Source organism: Synechococcus sp. PCC 7335 (assembly GCF_000155595.1).
In the GTDB taxonomy this organism is placed as follows: Bacteria; Cyanobacteriota; Cyanobacteriia; order Phormidesmidales; family Phormidesmidaceae; genus Phormidesmis.
The window spans coordinates 4,613,220-4,635,769 of the sequence record NZ_DS989904.1 but is presented as its reverse complement, the minus strand read 5'-3'; the positions used below and the strand labels follow the sequence as shown (position 1 = coordinate 4,635,769).

Sequence of the window (22,550 nt, the reverse complement as noted above, 5' to 3'; positions counted from 1 at the left end):
AGTAGTTTAGAGTATCGACCTTTAGAATCATCGGCGCTGCTGAGGGTCTAGCGCTTCGCGAAGGCCATCGCCTAAGAGATTGAATCCAAGGACGGTAATCGCGATCGCCAGTCCTGGAAAGGTCGTAATCCAGGGGGCTCGTTTAAAGTAGTCGCGGCCTGCCGCTAGGGTTGCGCCCCACTCTGGCGAAGGTGGCTGTGCGCCTAATCCTAAGAAAGACAGCGCCGAGGCAGAGAGTACCGCAATCGAAACGCCCAGCGTCGCCACCACAATAATTGGCGACAAGATGTTCGGCAAAATATGCCTAAAAATTAGCCGCTGGTGTCTCGCGCCGACTGCCTGAGCCGCTTTGAAATACTCTTTGTTTTTCTCAACTAGTACGGCTCCATAGGTGATGCGAGCGTAAAAAGGGATTGAGCTAATGCCAACTGCGATCATGGCGTTGGTGAGGCTAGGGCCGAGTACAGCAACGGCAGCTAGGGCAATTAGCGTCTCAGTAAAAGAGAACAGCACATCGACCGTCCGCATTAAAATTGCCTCAATCCATCCTCCTGCATAGCCGGCCACCAGGCCAATCAGGACACCTGCGGTCATCGAGATACCCACCGCGATCGCCCCTACCTGTAGCGTCAGTCGCGAACCGTAGACAATGCGGCTAAACAAATCTCGGCCTAGCTCATCTGTGCCAAACCAGTGAGTCGAGTTAGGCGGTGTCAACGCCTGACCCGCGCCCATATTAATCGGATCGTATGGGGCAATCAGGGGTGCAAATAAAGCCGTTAGCACTAGTAATGAGCAGATAGCTGCCCCTAGCTTTGCACTTGGCGTGCGAAGAAGATCTTTAAAGAAACGGCGAGTTCTGCGCGATCGCGGCTCCAAAATATCTGTACTTTCTGCTTGGGCCAGGTTTTGGGTCATGTTTGCACAAGCTAGCGGTGTTTAATTTCAGAAGTATTGACTTCTAGGAGTATTTAATTCTTGGATCGATCCAGGCATAGAGAATATCCAACAAAATTGAAACAGTCACCACAACAGTCGCAAAGATCAAGATAAACCCTTGAATTGTAGGGTAGTCCCGCTGGAAAATTGACTGAATTGCCAAACGCCCAATGCCGTTCCAGGCAAAAACATTTTCGACCACAATCGCCCCGCCCATCATGTAGGTAAACTGCAATCCCAGCATATTGACCACGTTGATCATGCCATTGCGAAAGGCATGACGTGATAGCACCACGGTTTCAGCTAGTCCCTTGGCCCGCGCCGTCCGCATAAAATCTTGAGAAAACACATCTATCATCGACGAACGGGTGAGCCGAGAGACTGCCGCCGCATTGGCCAGTCCTAGCGTCAGGGCAGGCAAAATTAAATTCTTTAGATCCGTACCCGATACTGGCAGCCAGCCCAACCGGATAGAAAACACATACATCAGCATTAGCCCTAGCCAAAAGCTTGGGATCGAAATCCCTAAAATAGCGCCAGTCATCAGCCCTGTATCAATCCAGGTATCTCGCTTGTAAGCGGCAAAAAAGCCAGCGCTCACCCCCACTATCATCGTCACTAGCAAACTGCTCGCTGCCAGCAGTAGCGTATTTGGCAATCGCACCAGCAGCAGCTCTAGAACCGGCTGATTGCCTCGAATCGTCGTGCCAAAATCCCCCCGTAGAATTCGACCCAGATAAAGAAAATACTGTTCATAAATGGGCCGATCTAACCCAAGCTGCTGACGAATTTGCTCTAGCTGCTCAGGCGTTGTCGACTGCGACTGAGCAAACATAATTTGCACCGGGTCGCCTGGCACTAGATGAATCAATAGGGTGACTGCCACCGTGGTTACCCAAATAGTGAACAGGCCGCCTAAGATTCGCTTGAAGATGTATTGAGTCATCGAGATGGAGACATTAGGAGGTCAGCTTCACATCGTTAAATAAAGGTCGGTCAAACGGTCCAATCTTGAAGCCATCTACCTCTGAACGAGTCGTATAGATCCACAGCCAACCGGGGGTGTATAGCGGCACATGCACCGCGTTTTCTAGCAGATACTGTTGAGCTTCCTGCACCGCTGCTAGCCGCGCGTCTGAATCCACTGTTGTTCGAGTTTCGTTTAGCAGTGTATCTAGCTCTGCACTTTGATAGCCGCTGTAGGCACCGGGCGAGTGCCATAGCTGATGCAAAATGTCTGGGTCGTACCAGGCCCAGCCCATCATGTCAAAGGTACCTTGGCCGCTGTCAGTTTCATTTTCTTGCTTAACACGAGCATTAAGCGTGCCGATGTCCATTGTCTCAATTTCGGTTTCTATGCCCACTTGCTTGAGCTGGTTCTGAAAGACTTGCACCATCCTTTCGCGGTTGCCACCCACCCAGGTCATCATCGTGACCGTTAGCGGATTATCGGGCCCATAGCCCAGCTCTGCCAAGAGTTCTTTTGCTCTTTCGGGATCGTGACTGTAGCCATGCTCGGCGCAAAAATCTTGATCGTTACCTAGCACGCCCCTAGCGACAGTACATTTCTCTCGCTTCACCACATCGCCAAATACAATGTCGATAGCCCCATCAGGATCGATGGCATAGGCAACGGCTTGGCGAGCGCGAATATCGTCAAAAGGTGGACGCGAGGTGGTGAATTCAAAAAATACGTTTTGTCCGGTTTTTTCGGCAATGTAGTTATTCAGGTTGTCGTCGGCTTCAATCGCCTCTAGCTCTTCTAAGGGGGGCTCTGCGATCACCTGTATCTCACCGGTTTGTAAGCCCGCTAAACGAGTCTGCGGCTCGGGAATTTGTTTGACAATGAGCTGATCGAGGTAAGGGGCACCCTCATTCTCAATCGGGCGACCAAAGTTTTGATAGTCGGCGTTTTTCTCTAGAACAATCTCATCGCCTTTTGTCCAATTTACTAGCTTCCAAGGACCCGTCCCCACAGCAGCGCTGACGCCAAAGTCGTCGCCTAGCTCCTCGGCACTGTCACAAATTTGGCTAGAGAAAGGGTCAGCCATAAAAGAGACAAACGCGCCAAAGGGTTCTGAGAAGCTGAATCTAACGGTTTGAGAGTCCACCGCTTTTACTGAGGAAATGGGTCCCCAAGCGCCTTTTGTCACACTAGGATTGTCTTCACTGATGGCTCTTTCGGCAGTGTATTTTACGTCGTTGGCATCAAAGGGCGTCCCGTCGTGGCAGGTGATGCCTTCATTTAAAACAAATGTGGCCTCTAAGCCGTCTTCACTCACTGTCCACTCTTTAGCTAAGTTAGGAACCACTTCTCCATTGTCATCAAAAGCTAACAATGTATCGTAGATCTGGTCGAAGACTTGCCAAGATAACGTTGTTGTGGTGCGCTGCGGATCGAGAGAATCGGCATCACCGTATCTGGCCCATACCAGGCTGCCGCCTTCTTGAGGCGTGCCATCCTCAGCAGAGGTGGCTAGATCGGATTCACTCTCTCCACCACAGGCCGTTATTAGCAGTGGCAACAGCAACCAGGTACAGCATTTCCCCACTCGTTGATAAAAACTCTGCAAGCGTTTGCTCGTCAAGACCATCTGTGCTCCCCTTTGTCATCCGTATGATTGCGCGTTTGTGACATCAACGCTATTAGACCTGTATATATTGCCACTAGTGACAAATACGGACTGGTTAACGTTTCTTTAACCTTATGTGGACTCAAAAATCATGAGTTTGAGATCATGAGTTTGCACTTAGGGAATGGCTGCTTGGGATATACAGACCACTTCGGATGGTGTACTTCGGATGTACTTTGATAGGTATCGAGGCGGCATCGCTGCTGCTGTCACAAAAGCTGCTGACAACCGCATAAGCAGTGTCACGTCTACTCCCTAATCTCTCGTTCTTTTACTGGGTGAATCTTTTGCTGGGTGAATTAATTGCCATTGCGGATGGGACTTGCCCTGTTCGTGGATTCTATCTAGCTGGGCGCCAAGACGCGATCGCTCATCTGCTGAAAGTCCCCACAAAATCTGACGACTCTCACTGACAAGCAGCGCAAACGTCACCCCAACGCACAGGGCAATCCCTATTCCTGCCAGGCGGCTGTATAGAAAAATCGAACGAACGGCTGCCCAGGTAAAATACTCACTAATTTCGATTAGGTCATCTCGCACCCACCATAGACAGCCCAGACCCACCGTCAGCCATAGAAATAGACAGATTCGCCACCAGGTTCGCATCATCGCCCGGCGCAAGGCTTCTAGTTCTTTTGTCCGATTCAACTGACTGCTATTGCTCACCCCGCGATCTTTGGGCGCCTCTTCCATGGCAGATACTTACATGAGAAGTTCACTAGAAATTAACGGTCTTCAAAGGATTTCATCAGCGATGGTTCTAGAAGTGTTCATATTGATAGTGTCTACAGCTTCATGTTCTAACCTGCCTAAGGCCACGCACTAAAGCATACTAAAGCGATATGGCTTAGCTATGGCGAGGTTGGGGCTGTATCAACCGGTTCTTCGAACCCGTCATCATCAACGCTATCCGCTTCAGAGCGACTGCGCCACCAGGCTAGCAGCGTACTGGCAACGAAAATGCTGGAATATGCACCCGCTAAGAATCCTGTAATGAGCGCCAAAGCAAAGAACTTAAGCGTATCGCCACCAAATATGACGATACTCAGCAGTGTCAAGACCGTTGTTAGAGTTGTGTTGATCGATCGGCCTAGCGTACTGTTGACCGCCTCTTCGACGATTTGATTAATCGAGCGCTCAGGTGTTCGCTGAAGGGTTTCGCGGATGCGATCATAGATAACGACGGTATCGTTCACTGAGAAGCCTACGATTGTTAGCAGGGCTACAATAAATAGGCTGTCAGCCTCGTAGCCCGTCACTAGGCTGAGAATCGAAAAGAGTCCTAGGGTAATGAGGATATCGTGCAGTAGCGCCACAATCGCTAGGATGGCGTAGTCAAACTTGAACCGTAGACTTAAGTAGGCTGCAATCAACGCAAACGCTACCAGCAGTGATAGTAACCCTGATGTCAGTAGCTGCTTGCCTAGAACCGGACCCACGGTGTCATTCTTAGTCAAGGCAGGATCGATAGTCCCAATCGTATCACTGAGGGCAGATTGCAAGCGATCACGCTGATCGACATCTAAGTTGCGAGTTCGCACCACAATTGATTGCTGATCTTCGCCTGATAGCTGAATGCTGCTACCGGTCAAGTCTTGACTATTTAAGACTTGGCGAACCTCGGAGATATCAATGGGATCTGTGCAGTTATTGGCCACTGTGCAGTCGCGAGATAGCTGTAGACGAGTGCCACCGACAAAATCCAGACTAGGCTTAATGGGTGCGCCGTATTGCTGCCACGAGAAAGCCATCGATGCGATGCCAACTAAAATCAGAATGCTAGAGATAGACCACCAAAGGGTCTTTTGCTTGATGACGTTTAGTTTCATAGATTCAAAGCAGCGTTGCGTTAGAAGGAATAGTTCATCTCTGACGATTTGTTTGGCGATTTGTTCGTCTCTAGCAATCTGTCTCTAGCAATCTATTGAGTCGCTGAAGAGGTAACTTTAGGCAGCGTTTCGATACCAGGACAAAACAGACCAGGCTTACGAAACTGAGGAAAGCCAATTGCGAAAAAGAGCAGTGTGCGGCTACAGCTAACAGCCGTAAACATACTGACGAGTACACCGATAGCTAAGGTGAGTGCAAAGCCCCTGACTAAGCCAGTGCCTAAGAAAAACAGCGCTCCGCAAGCAATCAGGGTAGTCACATTACTATCTAGAATGCTGGAAAAGGCTCTGTAGAAACCGGATTCAACTGATCGATAAAGTGTCTTGCCAGCGCGCATTTCTTCGCGGGTACGCTCAAAAATCAGCACGTTAGCATCAACCGCCATGCCAATACTGAGAATAAAGCCAGCGATGCCTGGTAGCGTCAGCGTCACGCCTAGCAGGTTGTAGGCTGCGAAGGTCAAAATGGCGTAAACAACCAAAGCTATATCGGCTAGAATGCCGGGTAAGCGATAGTACACAGCCATAAAGACGAGGACTAGCGCTAGTCCCAATAAGGCGGCATACAAACTGCGCTCCACACTATCTCTACCTAGCGTTGCGCCAACCGTACGGTTTTCAACGATCTCAACAGGCAATGGCAAAGAGCCGCCGCGTAGCTGAATTTCCAAATCGCGGGCGGCCTCTACATCAAAGTTGCCAGAAATAGTGGCTCTGCCACCGGCAATGCCGGTTTGTGCGTATTGCACATCAACTCTAGGGGCGCTGATTAGCTGGTTGTCTAGAAAAATACCGAGGCCGCGGCCCGTTCCAGCAATATTACGAGTCAGCTCAGCAAAGAGATCGGCTCCTTCTGAGTCGAAGGTGATGTCTACTTGCCAAGCACCTGCACCGTTGGTACCAGCGATCGCATCACTTAACTTGTCGCCTGTGAGCTGAGATTCTTCAAATAGATTCAAGATATCTGCTTGCGTCTCGGTGATAGCAGCTTGGTTGGCAGCGATCGCTGCTTCATCCCCATCCCCATCTAGCAATAGCTGCTGCTGAGCCAACTGCTGCTGAGCAATCCTTTGTAACTCAGCCAAGGCGCCTTCTGTCCCTGGCTTTTGGTTGCGAAATTCTAGCTGTGCGGTTCCGCCTAGCACCCGCTCCGCTTGTTCAGGGTCACTCACTCCTGGCAGCTGAATCGAGAGCTGATCTTGCCCTACACTTTGCACAACCGCCTCTGATACCCCTAAGCCATTGACCCGATTTTCAATCACTCTTTGTACCGCGGCTAGCTCGGACTCACCGACACTGGGTATCTCTTCTGTTGGGCTGACCTGCATCGTTAGCTGGGTGCCACCGCGCAAGTCTAAGCCTAGCTGAGTAGGCACTTGCACAATGAGTACAATGGCCGCAATCACCAGCCCCAATAGCGAAGCTAAAATTAAGCGTTGCTTACCCATAGAATCCATCGGTTTAATAAAGCCATCATGGCCTGGTGCAGTTAAGTATCCTAATACCAAAATGCCTCAATCGTGGCGATCGAGGCAGAAAGGTTGAAGATTTTTGACGTGATAGGGCCTGATCTGAGCGAGCCTACATACGGCCAACCATGTTTATAACTACAGGCGTCCTAGCATAATCTTTTCGACGGCTTCTTCAATTTGAGCGGGCTGGACAATAGTCAGATCTTCTAATCCTTTGTTATAAGGGGTTGGAATATCTTGCGAAGACAGCCGGATAACGGGTCCGTCTAGCTCATCAAAGAACCGATCATTAATTGAGGCGATAATCTCTGCGCCGATGCCACCTGTGCGCATACATTCTTCGACAATGACAACGCGATGCGTTTTTCTAATCGAAGCGCCAATCGTAGTGTAGTCAATTGGCTTAAGCGAGATTAGATCGATCACTTCTGGGTCATAGCCCTTCTTCTCTAATGCTTCTACCGCTTGCATGACCTGATAGCGCATCCGCGAGTAGGTCAAGATAGTGACGTCTTTGCCGGTTCGCACAGTCTCTGCCTTGTCTAAGGGCAAGATGTACTCATCGTCCGGCAGATCTTCTTTGTTGAAGTACAGCAGCACGTGCTCGAAGAACAGCACCGGGTTATCATCGCGAATTGCTGCTTTGAGTAGCCCTTTGGCATTGCGGGGGGTGGAACAGGCCACAATCTTGAGTCCAGGAACAGCCTGAAAATAGGCTTCTAGGCGCTGGGAGTGTTCTGCGCCGAGCTGGGAGCCGACACCACCAGGACCCCGGATGACGACAGGGATTTTGAAGTTGCCGCCAGAGGTGTAGCGCAGCATGCCTGCGTTATTAGAGATTTGGTTGAAGGCTAGGAGTAAAAAGCCCATGTTCATGCCTTCAATAATCGGCCTAAGGCCAGTCATCGCCGCGCCAATCCCCATTCCTGTAAAACTATTTTCAGCGATGGGGGTATCAAGCACACGCAGCTCACCATACTTCTCGTAGAGATCTTTGGTGACTTTGTAAGAGCCGCCGTATTGACCGACGTCTTCACCCATAACCATGACGGTCTGGTCGCGGGACATTTCTTCGTCGATAGCTTCGCGAAGGGCATCGAATAGAAAGGTTTGGGCCATTAAATTGAAATGATGAACGATATGAAACGATGAATAATGAAGCTCTAGACGCTAGTCTTCGGCGAAAATGTATTTGTATAGATCGTCGGGGCTAGGATTGGGGCTCTCTTCGGCGAAAGTCAAGCTATCTTCAACGACATCGGTGATTTTGTCGCGCACGGCTTTGAGTTCGGCTTCGCTAACGAGGGATTGCTCTAGCAGATAGGCCTCGAAGCGCTTAATTGGATCGCGATCGCGCCAAAACTTTTTCTCATCGGGATCTCGTAGCTCATCTGGATCGGCAACTGAATGGCCACGATAGCGATAGGTTAAGCACTCTAGCAGCGTAGGTCCTTCCCCTGCTCTAGCTCGATCGATCGCAGTTTTGGCCGCGGCCCGAACCGCTAGCACATCCATACCATCGACCTCATACCCAGGCATGCCAAATACGCTAGCCTTTTTGTAAATTTCAGTCTGGCTAGAAGCTCTTTCGTGAGCCATGCCAATTGCCCACTTATTATTCTCTACGACAAAGATAATTGGCAGCTTCCATAATGCTGCCATGTTCAAACACTCAAAGAATTGACCATTGTTAGTTGTGCCATCACCAAAGAACGCGGCTGTCACCTGGTCGGCGCTAGCATCACCCATTGCCTCTTTACGATAGCGGCTCTGAAACGCTGCACCTAGCGCCACCGGAATGCCTTCACCGATAAAAGCAAAACCACCGAGTACGTTGTGCTCTTTGGAAAACATATGCATAGAACCGCCTCGGCCCTTACTACAGCCTGTTTCTTTTCCAAACAGCTCGGCCATAACCTCTCTAGCCGGGACTCCTGCGCTCAGTGAGTGAACATGGTCTCGGTAGGTACTGCATACATAGTCATCAGAACGCATGACCTTAATGACGCCGGAGGCCACTGCCTCTTGCCCGTTGTAGAGATGGACAAAGCCTTTGACTTTGCCTCGCTGATACAGCTCAGCGCACTTGTCTTCAAAATAGCGACCTAACAGCATGTCTTCATAGACAAGTAGCCCTTGCTCCCGCGTGATCTGAGGAGTTGTCGCTGTAAATGTTGGCAGTGGTCTTTCCTGAACCATAGGTTATGTCCGTAGTCTGAACGGTAGGACCTAGCAACCAGCCCTGACAAAATCGTCAGTTTGCGGATACCTGCATGTGAATATCCGTGGACTGTGCTAGGTACTTAACAGTCTTGTTACAATTATGGGTTTTATCATACTTGCTTCTTACGCAAATACAGAAATCAATCTAAGTGATAGCCTAAGTTAGTCGGTCTGAACGTAGGCTAACAAATACTATGCATCTAACTAGCAGTTTGAGTGCACTAGCAGTTTAGGCGTACTACCAAGTTTAAGCGTACTAAGGGTATCTAGCCGCTTCGAACTTCAGAGATTCCGCTTTCCATCTAGTTTCTGGGGGAAAATGTACTGTGACGCTCAAAGACGCCTACTCAGTTGCAAACGGAAGGGTAGCAGCAAACAATAGAATGACTGATGTAGCGGTAGTGTATGCATAGCATTCTATCTTCAAATTGCTTGAGGTAGATAGGCTTAGTTGTTTCACCGCAATAGTTTCTAAGGCAGCGGCTTCTAAGGCAATTGATGACGGATTGATTTGAGTGACAAGATTGACGCCATGGCTAGGGATACAAAAGTGCGAATTCCGCTAGATTACTATCGAATTTTGGGACTGCCCATTCAGGCCACGGCTGAGCAGCTCAATCAGTCGCACCGTGATCGCATACTTCAAGAACCCAGACGTGAATATTCGGATCTAGCTATTAACGCTCGCCGTCAGCTAATTGATATTGCCTACGATGTGTTAGGTGACAACATGCGGCGCGCTGAATATGATCGAGAATTTCTAGCCGTTTCTAAGGGGGTGAGTGATCCGATCAAGGGCGCGTTAGATCCTGACGTCAGTGTTCCGACCATCGAGATTGACGAACATTTGCTCGTCGGTGCGCTGTTAATTTTGCTAGAGCTTGGCGAATATGAACTGGTACTGCTACTAGGACGTCCATATCTGAAGCGTGATCCTAGTACTCTAGAAGGGCAGCAGTTAAAAAATCAGCCAGAGTTTCCAGATATTGTTTTAACACTGGCAGTTGCCTGTCTAGAGCTGGGCCGTGAGGAATGGCAGCAAAACAACTACGAATATGCCGATGAGTCGCTAGGAACAGGCCGTGAATTGCTTTTGAAAGAAGAGCTGTTCCCAGTCTTGCGCGCTGAGATTCAATCAGATCTATATAAACTTAGGCCCTATCGGACGCTGGAGCTGATCGCCCGACCGCTAGAACAGAAGCAGCCTAGAAGATCGGGGATTACCTTGCTGCGTAGCATGCTGCAAGACCGTGGTGGTATTGATGGTACGGATGACGACCTTTCGGGCTTAGGTGTCGACGATTTCCTTCGATTCATACAGCAGTTGCGCGGCTACCTAACAGCATTTGAACAGCAGGAGATCTTCGAAGCAGAAGCCCAAAGACCGTCGGCAGTTGGTACGTATTTAGCTGTATACGCGCTTTTAGCTAGAGGCTTTGCTCAGCACCAACCGGCGCTAATCCGACGAGCGAAGCAAATGTTGCTACGACTAAGCGGTCGTCAGGATGTCCATCTAGAACAAGCGGTTTGTGCGCTACTCCTAGGTCAAACGGAAGAAGCTAGTCATGCGCTTGAACTTTCTCAAGAGTATGAGCCGCTAGCTTTCATCCGCGAGCATTCTCAGGGGGCACCAGATTTACTACCGGGGCTTTGTCTATATGCCGAGAATTGGCTGCAGCAGGAGGTATTTCCGTTCTTTCGCGATTTGGATCAAGAGAGTGCAACGCTAAAGAACTACTTTTCTGACAATGCTGTGCAGTCGTACTTAGAAAGTCTACCTTTAGACAACGAGCGGAGTAATCAACAGGCAGCACTTAGCGCTCAGGCCAAGCCGATAGGAACTAGTGAAGCATCCACGCTAAGCCCTAGAAAGTCTGCCATGACTGATCAAACACTATCTGGCACGCCGTCATCACCATACACACAGACCAACCAAGATCAGTCTATGCTGGCAGGTCAGTTGGGCTCAACTGGGTTTGCAGGCACGGCTAGCATCACGGATAAAATTTCGAAGCACTCACCTGCTCAACTAGGTTCAGACGGTTCTAGAGGTGGTGAACCTAATGATCTGACTACCTTGCGTGATCGCCGTAGTCGTCGTGCTACTCCAAAGTGGGATCGAGTTGCTCTGCTTGTCTTGGCAGGGGCGCTGTGCTTGGGCACTTTCCTATTTATTTTGTCCCGGGTTGTGAGTTTCTTTACTGGTAGAGATAGTGAGCCAGCGCTGACGAGTCAGCCTTTAGATATCGGCATCAATGAACCGGTGATTGAAGTAGATGAGTCAGGTGCGCTGCCTAATGCTTCCGGTGATGCCGCTAGTATCGCTGAAGCCACCATTTCAGCCTGGCTAGATGCCAAACGAGCAGCCTATGCCGAGAATAAAGATACTAGTGATCTAGAGGATGTCCTAACAGGAGAGGCGTTAAGGGGTACGCAAGGGGATGTGGAAGCTTCAACATCAGAAAACTGGTATATAGATTACGACCACGATGATCTTGAGATTTTGTCTGTAGAACCAGAAAATCCTTCAGAGGCAGAGCCCCTGAATGTGACTGCTAGGGTGGTCGAATCAGCTACCGTCTATAGTGACGGGACAATAAGCGATCGCTTCTCTTACACAGATGAACTAGTGACAGTCAACTATGACTTGGTTCGGGAGGGCGATCGCTGGCTGATTGAATCGGCTAGGGTAGAGTAATACCTGCTACCGCCTGAAGCGCTGCTACTCGAATCGGAACGTATCTATCAGTGACTGGCAATCTAATGACTGGCAATCAATGACTGGCGATCACAGCTATGGTCGAACCAAGAATAATTGTTGTATAGCTGTCCCATTTAGGGCAACTTCTTTAGAAGCCTTAGCGCTAGAGTAGTTAGCAAAATATTGAGTGGGTAGTAGAGTAGTTTGTGGCCTTCAGCGAGAAGTTTTTTAGTGAGGGCTAATCTTTTGCTGTCATGTTCTGTAGCTAGCCCATTATTCTTTTGATCTCAAATATATCTTCAACTCACCAGATCCTAATAGATTTCTCTTACTAGAACACGCAGTCTTTACTAGATTAGTGTCTTAAGTTTTCGTAGATGTGCTTTGATAAAACCTCTGAGTGAATAGTCGTCATCGTATGCAAGTGCAGAGTCCTACCGCCACCCCAGAACAGCGTCCTAAGCTAATTGATCAGCTAAGTCTTCCCCCTGGCATTCCTAGCGAATGTGCTAGGCGTGCTAAAACCCAGATTGACTTTCTATTGCTAGCAATAGAAGCTTTAGACCTTGGTGGTTCTGAGGCGATGCTGGCCTCATCCAAGGAGTTAGGACTAGAAGAGGTTATTCGAGGGCGAGTGCATCTTTGGCTGCTACGTAGTAGTAATCCGCTGCGCCGGTTTAGTCAGCGACAGCCGATGTCCTTAGAAGAAGGGAAGGCATTAGTGCTGATCATCTGCTTTCTGGCGAAACGTCTAACTGTGCTGATTCGTCAGCTGCTATTAGGCTATCAGCAGCTAACCGACCAAGACTTATCATTCGAGCATCATTTTCGATTGGCTAACTATCTAGCCCGCTTTCGGTCACATTTTAGGGCACGGATGAATGAGAACCGCGCTAGCGTAATTGCTTATAGTACGGATGAAAGTCTTAATGAACTAGCGATTGAACTGCTAACTAAGCTGTTGTTCTGTACGGGAACAGACGGTGCCAACCGACTCTGGCTTAGTTTGTTTGATGGAGAAATATCATGACGATCCAGCGTCAGTATCAACTGCCTAACTGTAGCCTTATTCTAGATGGCTTGAGTATCGACCCAACGCCAGGTAATGAAGAGGTGATGTCTTTACTTGTGAATGCGGAATGTCGGATTAGTGGCCTCAGCCGTCCGCTCAATGGCGGATATAGCTTTTTTGCGGCGCTAGTACGTGCGGTTAGCCAGTATGGACAAGAGGTGCTTAGTGGCTATGCTCATCCGCAGGTGACAGAGGGTGAGCCTTTGCTAGTACACATTAATCCTGGTGACGGGCCCTATCATCATTTAGTGGTACAGCCCGAAGTTGCTGACTTAGGCGATAGCGGCGATGGTAGAGCAATTGATATCAAGCTGTCGTCTGTGCAGCTGTTTGATTTAACTGAAGCTGTAGATCAATTTTTTAGTGATACGCAAACACTGCCTGAGCTAGAGCCTGCCCTACTTCCTTTGGATCGTCGGTTCGTCCGCACTGAGGAACCGTTGAGCGATCGCGCGCTTCCGGCCATTTTAGGTATTGGCGGTTTGGCCGCAGCAACGATGGCTATAGGATTGCTATCAGTTCCTGAGGTAAGGGATCCTGCTCTTGATGCTCGCCGTGAGGAGCAAGCAGCGGAAGTCGCTACTGTCGACGGCATAGATAGCGAAGGTGCAGCAACCCCAGAGGAGACCTTAGCCCAACCTCCAGGCGAGACGCCAGATGACTCTCAAGCAGTTTCTAGCGTCGAAACGGTACCAGAGACTAGCGAACCTAATGCTAGCGAACCTGATATTTCAAACGACACTTCTTCTGAGCCTGAGCTTGCTGTCGAATCTGAGCTCACCCCTGAAACAGAGCCAGCTGCTGATGGGGCCTTAGTTGCCGAACCCACAACCTTTGATAATACGCCGCCTTCAGCGACTCAGTCCTTTGCCGAAGTCAGGGCTATGAATGCTCGATTGAAAGATACCATAGTTGAGAATCGCCAGCAGCCTAGGTTTGGTGAAGCCATCAGCTACCGAGTTCGAGTGGCCAATGATGGGAAGATCTTGGGCTATCAGCCGGGAGACTCAGAGTCTAGAGCGTCTGTAGACGAAACGCCATTACCAGCACTGGTAGAATCTGGGCTAGAAGATACCCAGTCTGTCGACTACCGAGTTGTTTTTACTGAGCGGGGCGTTGTAGAAGTTAGTCCATGGTGGGGATGGAACTATTACAATTGAGCGCCTATGCAACGGTAATTAAGGTAGTCTTCTTTGAAGCAGCCTCTTTTGAAGCGCCTCTAGGAGAGGCTAGCCTGTAGATAGATATAGGCTCTTTCAACTATCCGTCGTTAGCGATTGCTGTATATGCCGGTTGATTATCGGCAGTGGTTAAGGCTGGACCTACTTGCTATGAACGATACATCGGTTGAGTGCTAGCACGAGCGGTCAGATTGAAGAATAATAGTGTCTAGAATAAGTGTTCAAAGTAACACTTCAAAAGCGATAGAGATCCGATCAAGGAAAATCCCGCATGAGAATTGTCTTTTTCGGTACCCCTCAGTTTGCCGTACCTAGTTTGACTCGCCTGTTGAATCATTCGGATTTTGAAGTGGTGGCTATCGTCACTCAGCCCGACAAACGCAGAGGCCGAGGTGGAAAGGTCTCGCCTTCTCCAGTCAAAGCGGCGGCGCTAAGAGCAGAGTGTCCTATCTGGCAACCTGGTCGGATCAAGAAGGATACTGAGACGTTAGCGCGGCTTAATGCCTTGAACGCAGACGCTTTTGTAGTGATTGCCTACGGTCAAATCCTGTCTCAAGAGATTTTGGATATGCCGAGTCTAGGCTGTATCAATGCACATGGTTCGATCCTGCCGGCATACCGGGGAGCTGCGCCGATTCAGTGGTGTTTGCACAACGGCGAGATAGAAACGGGCGTCACTACGATGCTCATGGACGCAGGTATGGACACAGGGCCAATGCTGCTTAAAGAAACGCTTCCCATCGAATTGACTGACAATGCTTGGCAGCTTGCACAAAAGCTGTCCGAGCTCAGCGCTGATTTACTAGTGTCTACACTGCAAAAGCTCAATCAGCAGCTCATTCGCCCAACGGCGCAAGACGGTGGCCGCGCTACCTATGCACCCTTGATTAAGAAAGAAGATTATCTTCTAGACTGGTCAGCTAGCGCCAAAGCAATCCACGATAAAGTGCGAGGTTTCTATCCCAACTGCACTACCCAGTTTCGAGAGAATGATCTCAAAGTGATGACAACACTTCCTCTTGGGTCTGCCTATCAGAGCCAATTTCCGGCTGAGCTATCGAGGATTCATTCTTTATATGAATCTAATGCGATTAAGGAGAATGCGGCGCCTGGAACGGTTATTTCTATCCTCAAAAACTATGGCCCAGTCGTACAAACTGGCTCAGGTCCTCTGTTGCTATTGGAAGTGAAGCCTGTTGGGAAAAAGGCCCTAGCTGGCCGGGATTTTGCTAACGGTAGCCGCATAGAGATAGGAGAAGTTCTGGGTGCATGAGAAGATTCCATAAGAGCTCATTGCTTACTACTTTCCTGGTGCTCTACCATTGGAGACTGACGTTAACTAGCTATGACTTCCTGGCGCGATCGCATACGAACTGGCCAACCCAGTCTGGTGCAGTTGTCTGAGCTTCAGTAATCGCCTTATTTGTTTTGCAGTCCGCACGAGGAACAGGATCGGGGTTTGGCCTCGGTGGGCTAGTCAAGCAATTGAGCAAGCGTACCAAATGCCGTGGCTCATACTCACGAAATGCATATGAGAGGACCCTGAGGATTCGCTGGGTCCTCTCATCGTATCCTTTTCACCAACGCTCAGTTATCCCTTAAGGCGTCCTCAGCTGACGGCTTTGCACCCGTGGCATTCTTAAATCAATGAAGCAAACACATTGATTCCCCAGGAGCCAACTCATGAAAAACATTCTCTTTTCCGCTCTCGCTCTCGCTGCTACTACACTGACGTTTACGCCTGTTGCTAACGCCGCTGAGACCTTCCCTTCTTCCTCTATCCAACAACGTCGCTTAGAATTTCTTGATACACAAACTAAGTCCGTTGACGATATACAAAAGGTCCGGTTAGAGCACCTCAATAACCAAACTAAAACTGTTAACGATATACAGAAAGTTCGGTTGGAGCACCTTAATAACCAGACCAAAGCGGTAGAGAACGTTCAAGCCACTCGCCTTGAGTTCCTAGAGAACCAAACTAAGGCAGTAGAGAACGTGCAGGCTAGCCGGCTTGAGTTCTTGAACAACCAAACCAAAGCTATCAGCAACATCCAAGCAAGCCGTTTGGACCACCTCGACAACCAAACTAAAGCGGTAGACAACGTTCAGGCATCTAGACTAGCCAGTCTAGATGCCCGTACCAAGAGCACACTTCGATAGCATCCAACGCTCGCGCTCGGTGAAACAATCTCCGCTAGCGAGCGTCCTTCGTTGAAGCACTGAACTGTCCATCCTAGGTTCAGTGCTTCAGCTTATTCGGCTTGGATGCCTGCTTTCATACTCTACTGAGGGTTCCAAGCTTCATTCGCTGGGCATCCTTTTCTCCTCACAACACGGAAGCCTAGAGGTTGCTAATTGCCCTAATGAAGGGTACGGCTAGTCTAGGCTTTTTACTGTAGGAGTTGTGCGAGCGATGCAATACACCTAAGTTGGGCATGTTGGTCCGTGTAGTAGGACCCTGTCGGTGGTGCCTCGTAGAGAAAAGTGTAATTCACCTACTAAACTACATCGACGCAGCCATTCCTTTCTTAGAAAAGTCATCCTCGTCATAATCGCTCTGAAGCCGCACAATATCGTCTTCGCCAAGATACTCTCCACTTTGAACTTCTATGAGAACCAGGGGAATAGTGCCGGGATTCTCAAGCCGATGCGTTGTGCAGGCAGGAATGTAAGTCGACTGGTTTGTGGCTAGGAAAGATTCGTGACTACCACAAATGACTTTGGCTGTCCCTGATACGACAATCCAGTGTTCATTGCGGTGCTGATGGGTTTGTAGGCTAAGCCGGTGACCAGGCTTTACTTCAACGCGCTTTATTTTGTAGCGTGTTCCTTCTTCTAAAACACTAGCGGACCCCCACGGACGCTGCTTTTGCGTAGTACCTTTATCAGAGTCGGAGAACGCTTCAGATGAAGACACCCTGTTGGCTACGGATGCCTTTTCTCCATTAAGTGGTTTCTGTTTGTCTGTCATAGCTATAGCTGTCTATCAGCCCAAAACGCTACATCGGTAAGTTGCCCTTTGATGCAAAGACAGAGAATTAAGTACTCACCCATCATATCCTCTACCAATGAGCTGAAGCAGATTGCAAGCTCAAACTGGGTTGATATCAATGTTCTAGAGACTCTAGTCACGAGCTGAGTTTCCGCTCTCGTAACAAGGCAAAGACGCTACACGAGCCGGATCTCTGAACGGTTAGCCGAATCGAAGTGTGACGGCTTCTCATGGCCGACTACAACCGTTGCTACCAGCTCACAGAATTCGTCTAGTAAAGCCTTTAGACACGACGAAGGACTGCTCCGTCACTATGGCTACAGGTTGGCATCAACGGTTTGGATGAAGATGAGCGAATCAAAATCCTCAACTTTGTTTTTATCCGGTCCTATCTGCCTTTTGGCCTTTCGCCTTTGACAAGCTGCCAGCATTCTTGAGCAATTGCCCAATCTTCTTGAGTATGAATTACGAGCACCCTGACTTTAGACTCACAGGTTGCGATATCTATATCAGTGGGTAAACTGTTGTTCTTTTCATTATCTATCTGCAAGCCCAAGAATTCCATTGACTCGCACACTGATAGCCTCAACCAGGCTGCATTCTCTCCGATTCCGCCGGTAAATGCGATCACGTCCACGCCGCCCAAGGCCATAATCATTGATCCTATACAAGCTTTTAGCCGATACAAGTAAAGATCTTTTGCTAGCTGGGCTCTTTTATTGTTCTGTTGGATTTCTGCCTGCACTGCCCGTAGATCATGCGATACACCCGAAACGCCTAGCAAGCCTGACGCTTTGTTCAACAGCTGATCAAGCTCATCGACACTCATGCCCTGACGCATCAAGTGAATTAGAATACCTGGATCAACAGCGCCTGATCGGGTACCCATCATCAGGCCATCTAGGGGTGTGAATCCCATAGTCGTATCAATACTCTTTCCATTTTTAACCGCTGCAAGTGAGCCACCATTACCAAGATGGCAGGTAATCAGTCTTAGGCTGCTCAACGCTTGTTCTAGAATTTGGCTAGCTTTTTGAGTACAGTATTGATGGCTAATGCCGTGAAATCCATAGCGACGAATGCCTTGTTCTACCCAGTCGTATGGACCAGGATAGATACTAGCCACTGAGGGCATTTGGCTATGAAAAGCCGTATCGAAAACCGCAACTTGAGGAATATCTGGCAGTAGCTGTTCCATCAGCTCAATACCCTCTAGATTTGCCGGATTATGGTTAGGCGCGAGGGAAATTAGCCGGTGGATAGTTTGTTTAACAGTAGGAGTAACTGTGACGCTAGACTGATAGTCGGCTCCGCCGTGTACAACGCGGTGTCCAACTACGTCAATATCCAAAAGTTCTGAAATTACTTTGGTTGGTCCGTGATGAAGCAGACCTAGCAGATGTAGAATGCTTTCTTTTCGAGATGATCTTTCTATCGTTTCTGAGTGCTTTTCTCCAGTATGAGATTTGACAACCAGCTGCGCTGAGTTCTCTTTTGTCCAGTCTAGTTGGCCTTCCCATAGTGGTTCAGACGGGTGGCCAGGCAGCGTCTCGTTTGGAATCTCATAAAGGGCGCTCTTTTGACTACTAGAACCGGCATTTAGAACAAATATCTTCATAGCAGCGCCTAGTAAATAAGATCAAGTGCCTTCGCGATCGCGCAACTGCTTGGGCAAATGATTGCGATCGCCGAGCCTTTGCAACATCGGACCGTGAGTGCCAAATTTGACAACGCTGACGGTAGCAACTGGCATATCAATGCGATCTCGATACCGCCCTAGGTCGATTCCTAGCAGATTGCATAGGATGATTCGAATAGTTGCCTTATGAGAAACCACTAAGACATTTCCATTTGTGTACTTCTCCTCTATCTCAGCAATGACTAAAGAAGCTCTACTGGCAATTTGAATTGTAGTCTCGCCCTCCGTTGGTGGATTCCATGCAGGTTCTCTTTGCCAGCGTATGTAGTCTTCAGCGTATTGTTTACAAACTTCTGCTTGCGTACTATCTTCCCACTTGCCATAGTTGATCTCTTTAAGACCCTCCCTTAATTTCGGCTCTATCCCTAGGGCGTCACACAGCGGTTTGGCGGTCGCTATCGTGCGCTTCATGGGGCTGCAGAAAATTGCCTCCCAAGGCTGCTGCTTGTATGCATCTGCAAATGCCTGTGCCATCTGCTTTCCAGGCGCTGTTAGCTCCGGGTCTAAGAAGCCGCAGAAACCACCCGTTTGACTATGAGTGGTTTCTCCATGGCGCAGAAAATAGAGATGTAGGCTCATTGAGAAGAAAATCCTGCTACTGGTGAATAGGTCTTTCTCAGCATAGTTAGGTGTTGGCCTCGCTAGATGAGAAATTCCCTAAACAAAGCGGACCTACACCTAATAGGGCCACTTCCAGTTCACCAGCTCTTCTGGGTCTGTACCATGCTCATGCGCGTAGCTTAAACATTCAATGATTTTGTTCTTCATGCGCTCTTTTACATGGCCCGCTGCCGATCCTAGAGACGGTACTCTGTCAATTACATCAATCACGAGGCCAAACCTATCAATTTGGTTATTAATGGCTAGCTCCAAAGGCGTATTAATATTGCCTTCTTCCTTGTAGCCCCGTACATGAATGCGATCTTGATTAGAGCGACGATACACCAGTTTGTGAATCAGCCAGGGATAACCGTGAAAGTTGAAGATGACTGGCTTGTCTGGGGTAAACAGAGAGTCAAAGTCTCTGTTTGATAGCCCATGAGGATGTTCGCCCTCTGACATCAGCTTAAACAAATCAACCACGTTGATAAAACGCACTTTCAAGGAGGGAAACTCTTCTCGTAAGATAGCAGTTGCTGCTAAAGCCTCCTGGGTAGGGATATCGCCACAGCAAGCCATCACTACATCAGGAACATCTGGCTCGGTACCACAGTCATCATTACTAGCCCAGTCCCAGATCCCAATACCTTTGGTACAGTGCCGAATCGCCTCATCCATCGGTAGATACTGTAGATGCTTTTGCTTGTCAGAGATGATGACGTTGATATAGTCAACGCTGCGAAAGCAGTGATCAGCGACTGAAAGTAGGCAGTTCGCATCTGGTGGGAAATAGGCACGAACAACCTCTGGGCTTTTGTTCGTAATGAGATCTACATAGCCTGGATCTTGGTGGCTAAATCCATTGTGGTCTTGCCGCCATACTAGAGAAGAGAGCAAGATATTTAGCGATGAGACCGACTGCCGCCAGGGGACGTGATTTTTGCAGATATCCAACCATTTGGCATGCTGGTTGAACATAGAATCGACTACGTGGGCAAAGGCTTCGTAGGTATGAAAGAGTCCGTGCCGTCCGGTTAGCAGATAGCCTTCTAGCCAGCCTTGTAAGGTGTGTTCGCTCAGCATCTCCATCACCCGGCCATCTCGGGCGAGGTTGCCACCGTCTTCGTCCTCTGGGTATAGCTCTGCCATCCACACTTTCTTAGTGGTATCGTAGACGTCTTGCAATCGATTGGAGGCTGTCTCATCAGGCCCCATTAGCCGGAAGTTGTTAGGATTATCGCGAAAGATATCGCGCATGAGCTGGCCCAACACTTTCGTATTCTCGTATTCCTCTACGCCGTGCCGTTCCATTTGGATGGCATAGTCTTGGAAACGCGGCATCTTTAGCGCTCTGCGGAGCAGGCCACCGTTGGCATGGGGATTTGCGCTCATCCGGCGGCTTCCTTTAGGCGCAAGCTCTTTTAGCTCAGGGACAAGTGTGCCGTTTTCGTCAAAGAGTTCTTCGGGCTTGTAGCTACGCATCCAGGCTTCTAGCCTTCGCAGGTGGTCTTCGTTGCTGTGCATACCGCCCATGGGCACTTGGTGCGATCGCCAGAAATCTTCTACCTTTTTGCCATCGACTTGATCGGGTCCTGTCCATCCTTTGGGCGATCGCAATACAATCATCGGCCAGCGCGGACGCTTGACATTGCCATTAACTCTTGCTTCTCGCTGGACTTCCTTAATCTTGATGATGCACGCTTCCATGGTTTCAGCCATCTTCCTGTGCATCTGGGCTGGGTCGCTGCCTTCTACGAAATAGGGCGTATAGCCATAGCCCCTGAACATATACTCCAGCTCCTCGTGGGAGATTCTAGCGAAGATGGTAGGGTTCGCAATCTTGTACCCGTTCAAATTCAGAACCGGTAGAACAGCGCCGTCACGAGCTGGATTAATGAACTTGTTAGAGTGCCAAGCGGTTGCGAGCGGACCTGTTTCAGATTCCCCATCACCGACCACACAGCAAGTGATTAAATCAGGATTATCTAAAACTGAACCATAGGCGTGAGAGAGGCTATAGCCTAGCTCGCCACCTTCGTGGATTGATCCAGGCGTCTCTGGGGTCACGTGGCTACCAATATCGCCCGGGAAAGAGAACTGCTTAAAGAAGCGCTGCATGCCCTCTTCATCTTCACTTTTATCTGGATAGGTCTCTGAGTAAGTCCCTTCTAGATATACCGGACCTAGTACCCCTGGCGCACCGTGACCTGGCCCGGCGACAAAGATCATATCTAGATCGTACTTCTTAATCAGGCGATTGCAGTGAACATAGGTAAAGCTCAAAGCAGGAGAAGCACCCCAGTGGCCTAATAACCTGTGCTTGACGTGCTTTTTGGTGAGAGATTCCTTAAGTAGTGGATTATCACGCAAATAGATCATGCCAACTGCCAAATAGTGGCAAGCCCGCCAATAAGCATCTATCTTGTTCAGTTCATCTTCGGATGGTGGCGTGATATCTAGTGAAGCAATCGACTCAGAAGATTGAGAGGAGACAATAGCAGTCATGGTGGTTCCTAGCAGTGGCAACTGTGCTTTTGCCCAAAGTTTATAAATGGTGTCTTGTTCTTACTGTGTCTTAAAATACTTCTACTTTCTCTGAGTACTGCTGCCATCTAAAATCTCTCAATGATTTAGATAGAGAATATCTAAGATGAAACCTGAGTATGTCAATAGAAGCTATAAAGCTCGAACAATACAATCCTTTTTGGACAGATATCTGTATAGCTCTGTAATACAATTTGCGCAAGACAAATGCAATTTGTCTTTTTCTATAAAGACAATACGGTTAAGATCTGATTCTTACTAGAGGTAATCTTTTATGTCTGCTAAATCGGAGAAAGCGGCCTATCAAGAAGCCGTTGAAGCTAGGGTTAAGGCATTAGATGCTCAAGTCGAAACGCTAAAAGCTAAAGCAGAGATCGCAAAGGCCGACGCAAAAGTTAAGTATCAAGCGCAGCTCGACGAGTTACAAGTCAAGCAAACTGAGTTGGCCGCTAAGCTAGAGTCTATGAAAGGCTCGGCGGAAAATGCTTGGGAAGAAATAAAGGTAGGCGTAGAGTCGGCCTGGAGTGAGCTTCAGATTGCATTTGATAAGGCGAAAGCAAAATTTGATGATGTGTAGTTGATAGCTGTATATAGAGATGACATAG

Annotated in this window: 19 protein-coding genes; 6 read left to right on the top strand and 13 right to left on the bottom strand. The window is 48.9% G+C overall.

Going from position 1 to position 22,550, the window contains the following annotated elements; genetic code table 11:
- Positions 1-27 precede the first annotated feature (27 nt).
- From nikC to pdhA, 8 genes are all read right to left on the bottom strand, one after another.
- Positions 28-918, bottom strand: a complete 891-nt coding sequence (nikC, locus tag S7335_RS19380) for a nickel transporter permease (RefSeq protein WP_006455769.1) — start codon at positions 916-918, stop codon at positions 28-30.
- A 43-nt stretch (positions 919-961) separates the two neighbouring features.
- A complete protein-coding gene (locus tag S7335_RS19375; protein ID WP_006457290.1) occupies positions 962-1,885 on the bottom strand; it encodes an ABC transporter permease in 924 nt (307 codons plus the stop codon).
- A gap of 13 nt (positions 1,886-1,898) precedes the next feature.
- Positions 1,899-3,533: an ABC transporter substrate-binding protein gene (locus tag S7335_RS19370; protein WP_006455697.1), complete on the bottom strand. Its 1,635-nt coding sequence runs from the start codon at positions 3,531-3,533 to the stop codon at positions 1,899-1,901.
- 294 nt (positions 3,534-3,827) lie between these two features.
- Positions 3,828-4,265, bottom strand: a complete 438-nt coding sequence (locus S7335_RS19365; protein WP_006455050.1) for a hypothetical protein — start codon at positions 4,263-4,265, stop codon at positions 3,828-3,830.
- A 158-nt stretch (positions 4,266-4,423) separates the two neighbouring features.
- Complete coding sequence (gene secF / locus S7335_RS19360) at positions 4,424-5,401, bottom strand: protein translocase subunit SecF (protein ID WP_006457266.1); 978 nt, start codon at positions 5,399-5,401, stop codon at positions 4,424-4,426.
- A gap of 92 nt (positions 5,402-5,493) precedes the next feature.
- The gene (gene secD, locus S7335_RS19355; protein ID WP_038019163.1) at positions 5,494-6,909 is read right to left on the bottom strand and encodes a protein translocase subunit SecD; all 1,416 of its coding nucleotides are present in this window, start codon (positions 6,907-6,909) and stop codon (positions 5,494-5,496) included.
- Positions 6,910-7,068: 159 nt separating this feature from the next.
- A complete protein-coding gene (locus S7335_RS19350; RefSeq protein ID WP_006456755.1) occupies positions 7,069-8,052 on the bottom strand; it encodes an alpha-ketoacid dehydrogenase subunit beta in 984 nt (327 codons plus the stop codon).
- 51 nt (positions 8,053-8,103) lie between these two features.
- Positions 8,104-9,132 carry a pyruvate dehydrogenase (acetyl-transferring) E1 component subunit alpha gene (gene pdhA, locus S7335_RS19345; protein ID WP_006454326.1) on the bottom strand — a complete coding sequence of 343 codons (1,029 nt, stop codon included), beginning with the start codon at positions 9,130-9,132 and terminating at the stop codon, positions 8,104-8,106.
- A 556-nt stretch (positions 9,133-9,688) separates the two neighbouring features.
- Between pdhA and S7335_RS19340 the strand changes: the two genes are divergently transcribed.
- The 4 genes from S7335_RS19340 (at position 9,689) to fmt (ending at position 15,383) form a co-directional block, all read left to right on the top strand.
- Positions 9,689-11,854 carry an ARC6/PARC6 family protein gene (locus S7335_RS19340; RefSeq protein WP_006456898.1) on the top strand — a complete coding sequence of 722 codons (2,166 nt, stop codon included), beginning with the start codon at positions 9,689-9,691 and terminating at the stop codon, positions 11,852-11,854.
- 421 nt (positions 11,855-12,275) lie between these two features.
- Positions 12,276-12,887, top strand: coding sequence for a DUF3038 domain-containing protein (locus S7335_RS19335; RefSeq protein ID WP_038016545.1), 612 nt, complete (start codon positions 12,276-12,278; stop codon positions 12,885-12,887).
- Positions 12,884-14,089: a DUF4335 domain-containing protein gene (locus S7335_RS19330; protein WP_006456691.1), complete on the top strand. Its 1,206-nt coding sequence runs from the start codon at positions 12,884-12,886 to the stop codon at positions 14,087-14,089. The genes S7335_RS19335 and S7335_RS19330 overlap by 4 nt, the downstream gene beginning before the upstream one ends.
- Before the next feature lie 292 nt (positions 14,090-14,381).
- The gene (fmt, locus tag S7335_RS19325; protein WP_006456776.1) at positions 14,382-15,383 is read left to right on the top strand and encodes a methionyl-tRNA formyltransferase; all 1,002 of its coding nucleotides are present in this window, start codon (positions 14,382-14,384) and stop codon (positions 15,381-15,383) included.
- Positions 15,384-15,453: 70 nt separating this feature from the next.
- Here fmt and S7335_RS27960 read toward each other — a convergent pair whose 3' ends face one another.
- Entirely contained in the window at positions 15,454-15,612 is a 159-nt protein-coding gene (locus S7335_RS27960; protein WP_006455349.1) for a hypothetical protein, read from the bottom strand.
- Positions 15,613-15,793: 181 nt separating this feature from the next.
- On the opposite strand from S7335_RS27960, the gene S7335_RS19320 reads away from it, so the two are divergent.
- Positions 15,794-16,270: a hypothetical protein gene (locus S7335_RS19320; protein WP_006457484.1), complete on the top strand. Its 477-nt coding sequence runs from the start codon at positions 15,794-15,796 to the stop codon at positions 16,268-16,270.
- A 343-nt stretch (positions 16,271-16,613) separates the two neighbouring features.
- Here the strand turns inward: S7335_RS19320 and S7335_RS19315 are convergent, their stop codons facing one another.
- The 4 genes from S7335_RS19315 to S7335_RS19300 all read right to left on the bottom strand — a co-directional run bounded on the left by S7335_RS19315 (position 16,614) and on the right by S7335_RS19300 (position 21,906).
- Positions 16,614-17,081, bottom strand: a complete 468-nt coding sequence (locus S7335_RS19315; RefSeq protein ID WP_006454940.1) for a phosphomannose isomerase type II C-terminal cupin domain — start codon at positions 17,079-17,081, stop codon at positions 16,614-16,616.
- Positions 17,082-17,490: 409 nt separating this feature from the next.
- Entirely contained in the window at positions 17,491-18,720 is a 1,230-nt protein-coding gene (locus S7335_RS19310) for an acetate/propionate family kinase (RefSeq protein ID WP_006457653.1), read from the bottom strand.
- Between the two features lie 21 nt (positions 18,721-18,741).
- On the bottom strand, positions 18,742-19,380 hold the full coding sequence (locus S7335_RS19305) for a histidine phosphatase family protein (RefSeq protein ID WP_006454284.1): 639 nt from the start codon (positions 19,378-19,380) through the stop codon (positions 18,742-18,744).
- Positions 19,381-19,479: 99 nt separating this feature from the next.
- On the bottom strand, positions 19,480-21,906 hold the full coding sequence (locus S7335_RS19300) for a phosphoketolase (RefSeq protein ID WP_006454828.1): 2,427 nt from the start codon (positions 21,904-21,906) through the stop codon (positions 19,480-19,482).
- Positions 21,907-22,219: 313 nt separating this feature from the next.
- Here S7335_RS19300 and S7335_RS19295 point away from each other — a divergent pair, with 313 nt between their 5' ends.
- Positions 22,220-22,522 carry a hypothetical protein gene (locus S7335_RS19295; protein ID WP_006454175.1) on the top strand — a complete coding sequence of 101 codons (303 nt, stop codon included), beginning with the start codon at positions 22,220-22,222 and terminating at the stop codon, positions 22,520-22,522.
- The last annotated feature ends 28 nt before the right edge of the window (positions 22,523-22,550 follow it).

Coding starts and splice junctions, on each gene's coding strand:
- nikC (WP_006455769.1), bottom strand. CDS start 918: ATGACCCAAAACCTGGCCCAAGCAGAAAGTACAGATATTTTGGAGCCG.
- S7335_RS19375 (WP_006457290.1), bottom strand. CDS start 1,885: ATGACTCAATACATCTTCAAGCGAATCTTAGGCGGCCTGTTCACTATT.
- S7335_RS19370 (WP_006455697.1), bottom strand. CDS start 3,533: ATGGTCTTGACGAGCAAACGCTTGCAGAGTTTTTATCAACGAGTGGGG.
- S7335_RS19365 (WP_006455050.1), bottom strand. CDS start 4,265: ATGGAAGAGGCGCCCAAAGATCGCGGGGTGAGCAATAGCAGTCAGTTG.
- secF (WP_006457266.1), bottom strand. CDS start 5,401: ATGAAACTAAACGTCATCAAGCAAAAGACCCTTTGGTGGTCTATCTCT.
- secD (WP_038019163.1), bottom strand. CDS start 6,909: ATGGGTAAGCAACGCTTAATTTTAGCTTCGCTATTGGGGCTGGTGATT.
- S7335_RS19350 (WP_006456755.1), bottom strand. CDS start 8,052: ATGGCCCAAACCTTTCTATTCGATGCCCTTCGCGAAGCTATCGACGAA.
- pdhA (WP_006454326.1), bottom strand. CDS start 9,132: ATGGTTCAGGAAAGACCACTGCCAACATTTACAGCGACAACTCCTCAG.
- S7335_RS19340 (WP_006456898.1), top strand. CDS start 9,689: ATGGCTAGGGATACAAAAGTGCGAATTCCGCTAGATTACTATCGAATT.
- S7335_RS19335 (WP_038016545.1), top strand. CDS start 12,276: ATGCAAGTGCAGAGTCCTACCGCCACCCCAGAACAGCGTCCTAAGCTA.
- S7335_RS19330 (WP_006456691.1), top strand. CDS start 12,884: ATGACGATCCAGCGTCAGTATCAACTGCCTAACTGTAGCCTTATTCTA.
- fmt (WP_006456776.1), top strand. CDS start 14,382: ATGAGAATTGTCTTTTTCGGTACCCCTCAGTTTGCCGTACCTAGTTTG.
- S7335_RS19320 (WP_006457484.1), top strand. CDS start 15,794: ATGAAAAACATTCTCTTTTCCGCTCTCGCTCTCGCTGCTACTACACTG.
- S7335_RS19315 (WP_006454940.1), bottom strand. CDS start 17,081: ATGACAGACAAACAGAAACCACTTAATGGAGAAAAGGCATCCGTAGCC.
- S7335_RS19310 (WP_006457653.1), bottom strand. CDS start 18,720: ATGAAGATATTTGTTCTAAATGCCGGTTCTAGTAGTCAAAAGAGCGCC.
- S7335_RS19305 (WP_006454284.1), bottom strand. CDS start 19,380: ATGAGCCTACATCTCTATTTTCTGCGCCATGGAGAAACCACTCATAGT.
- S7335_RS19300 (WP_006454828.1), bottom strand. CDS start 21,906: ATGACTGCTATTGTCTCCTCTCAATCTTCTGAGTCGATTGCTTCACTA.
- S7335_RS19295 (WP_006454175.1), top strand. CDS start 22,220: ATGTCTGCTAAATCGGAGAAAGCGGCCTATCAAGAAGCCGTTGAAGCT.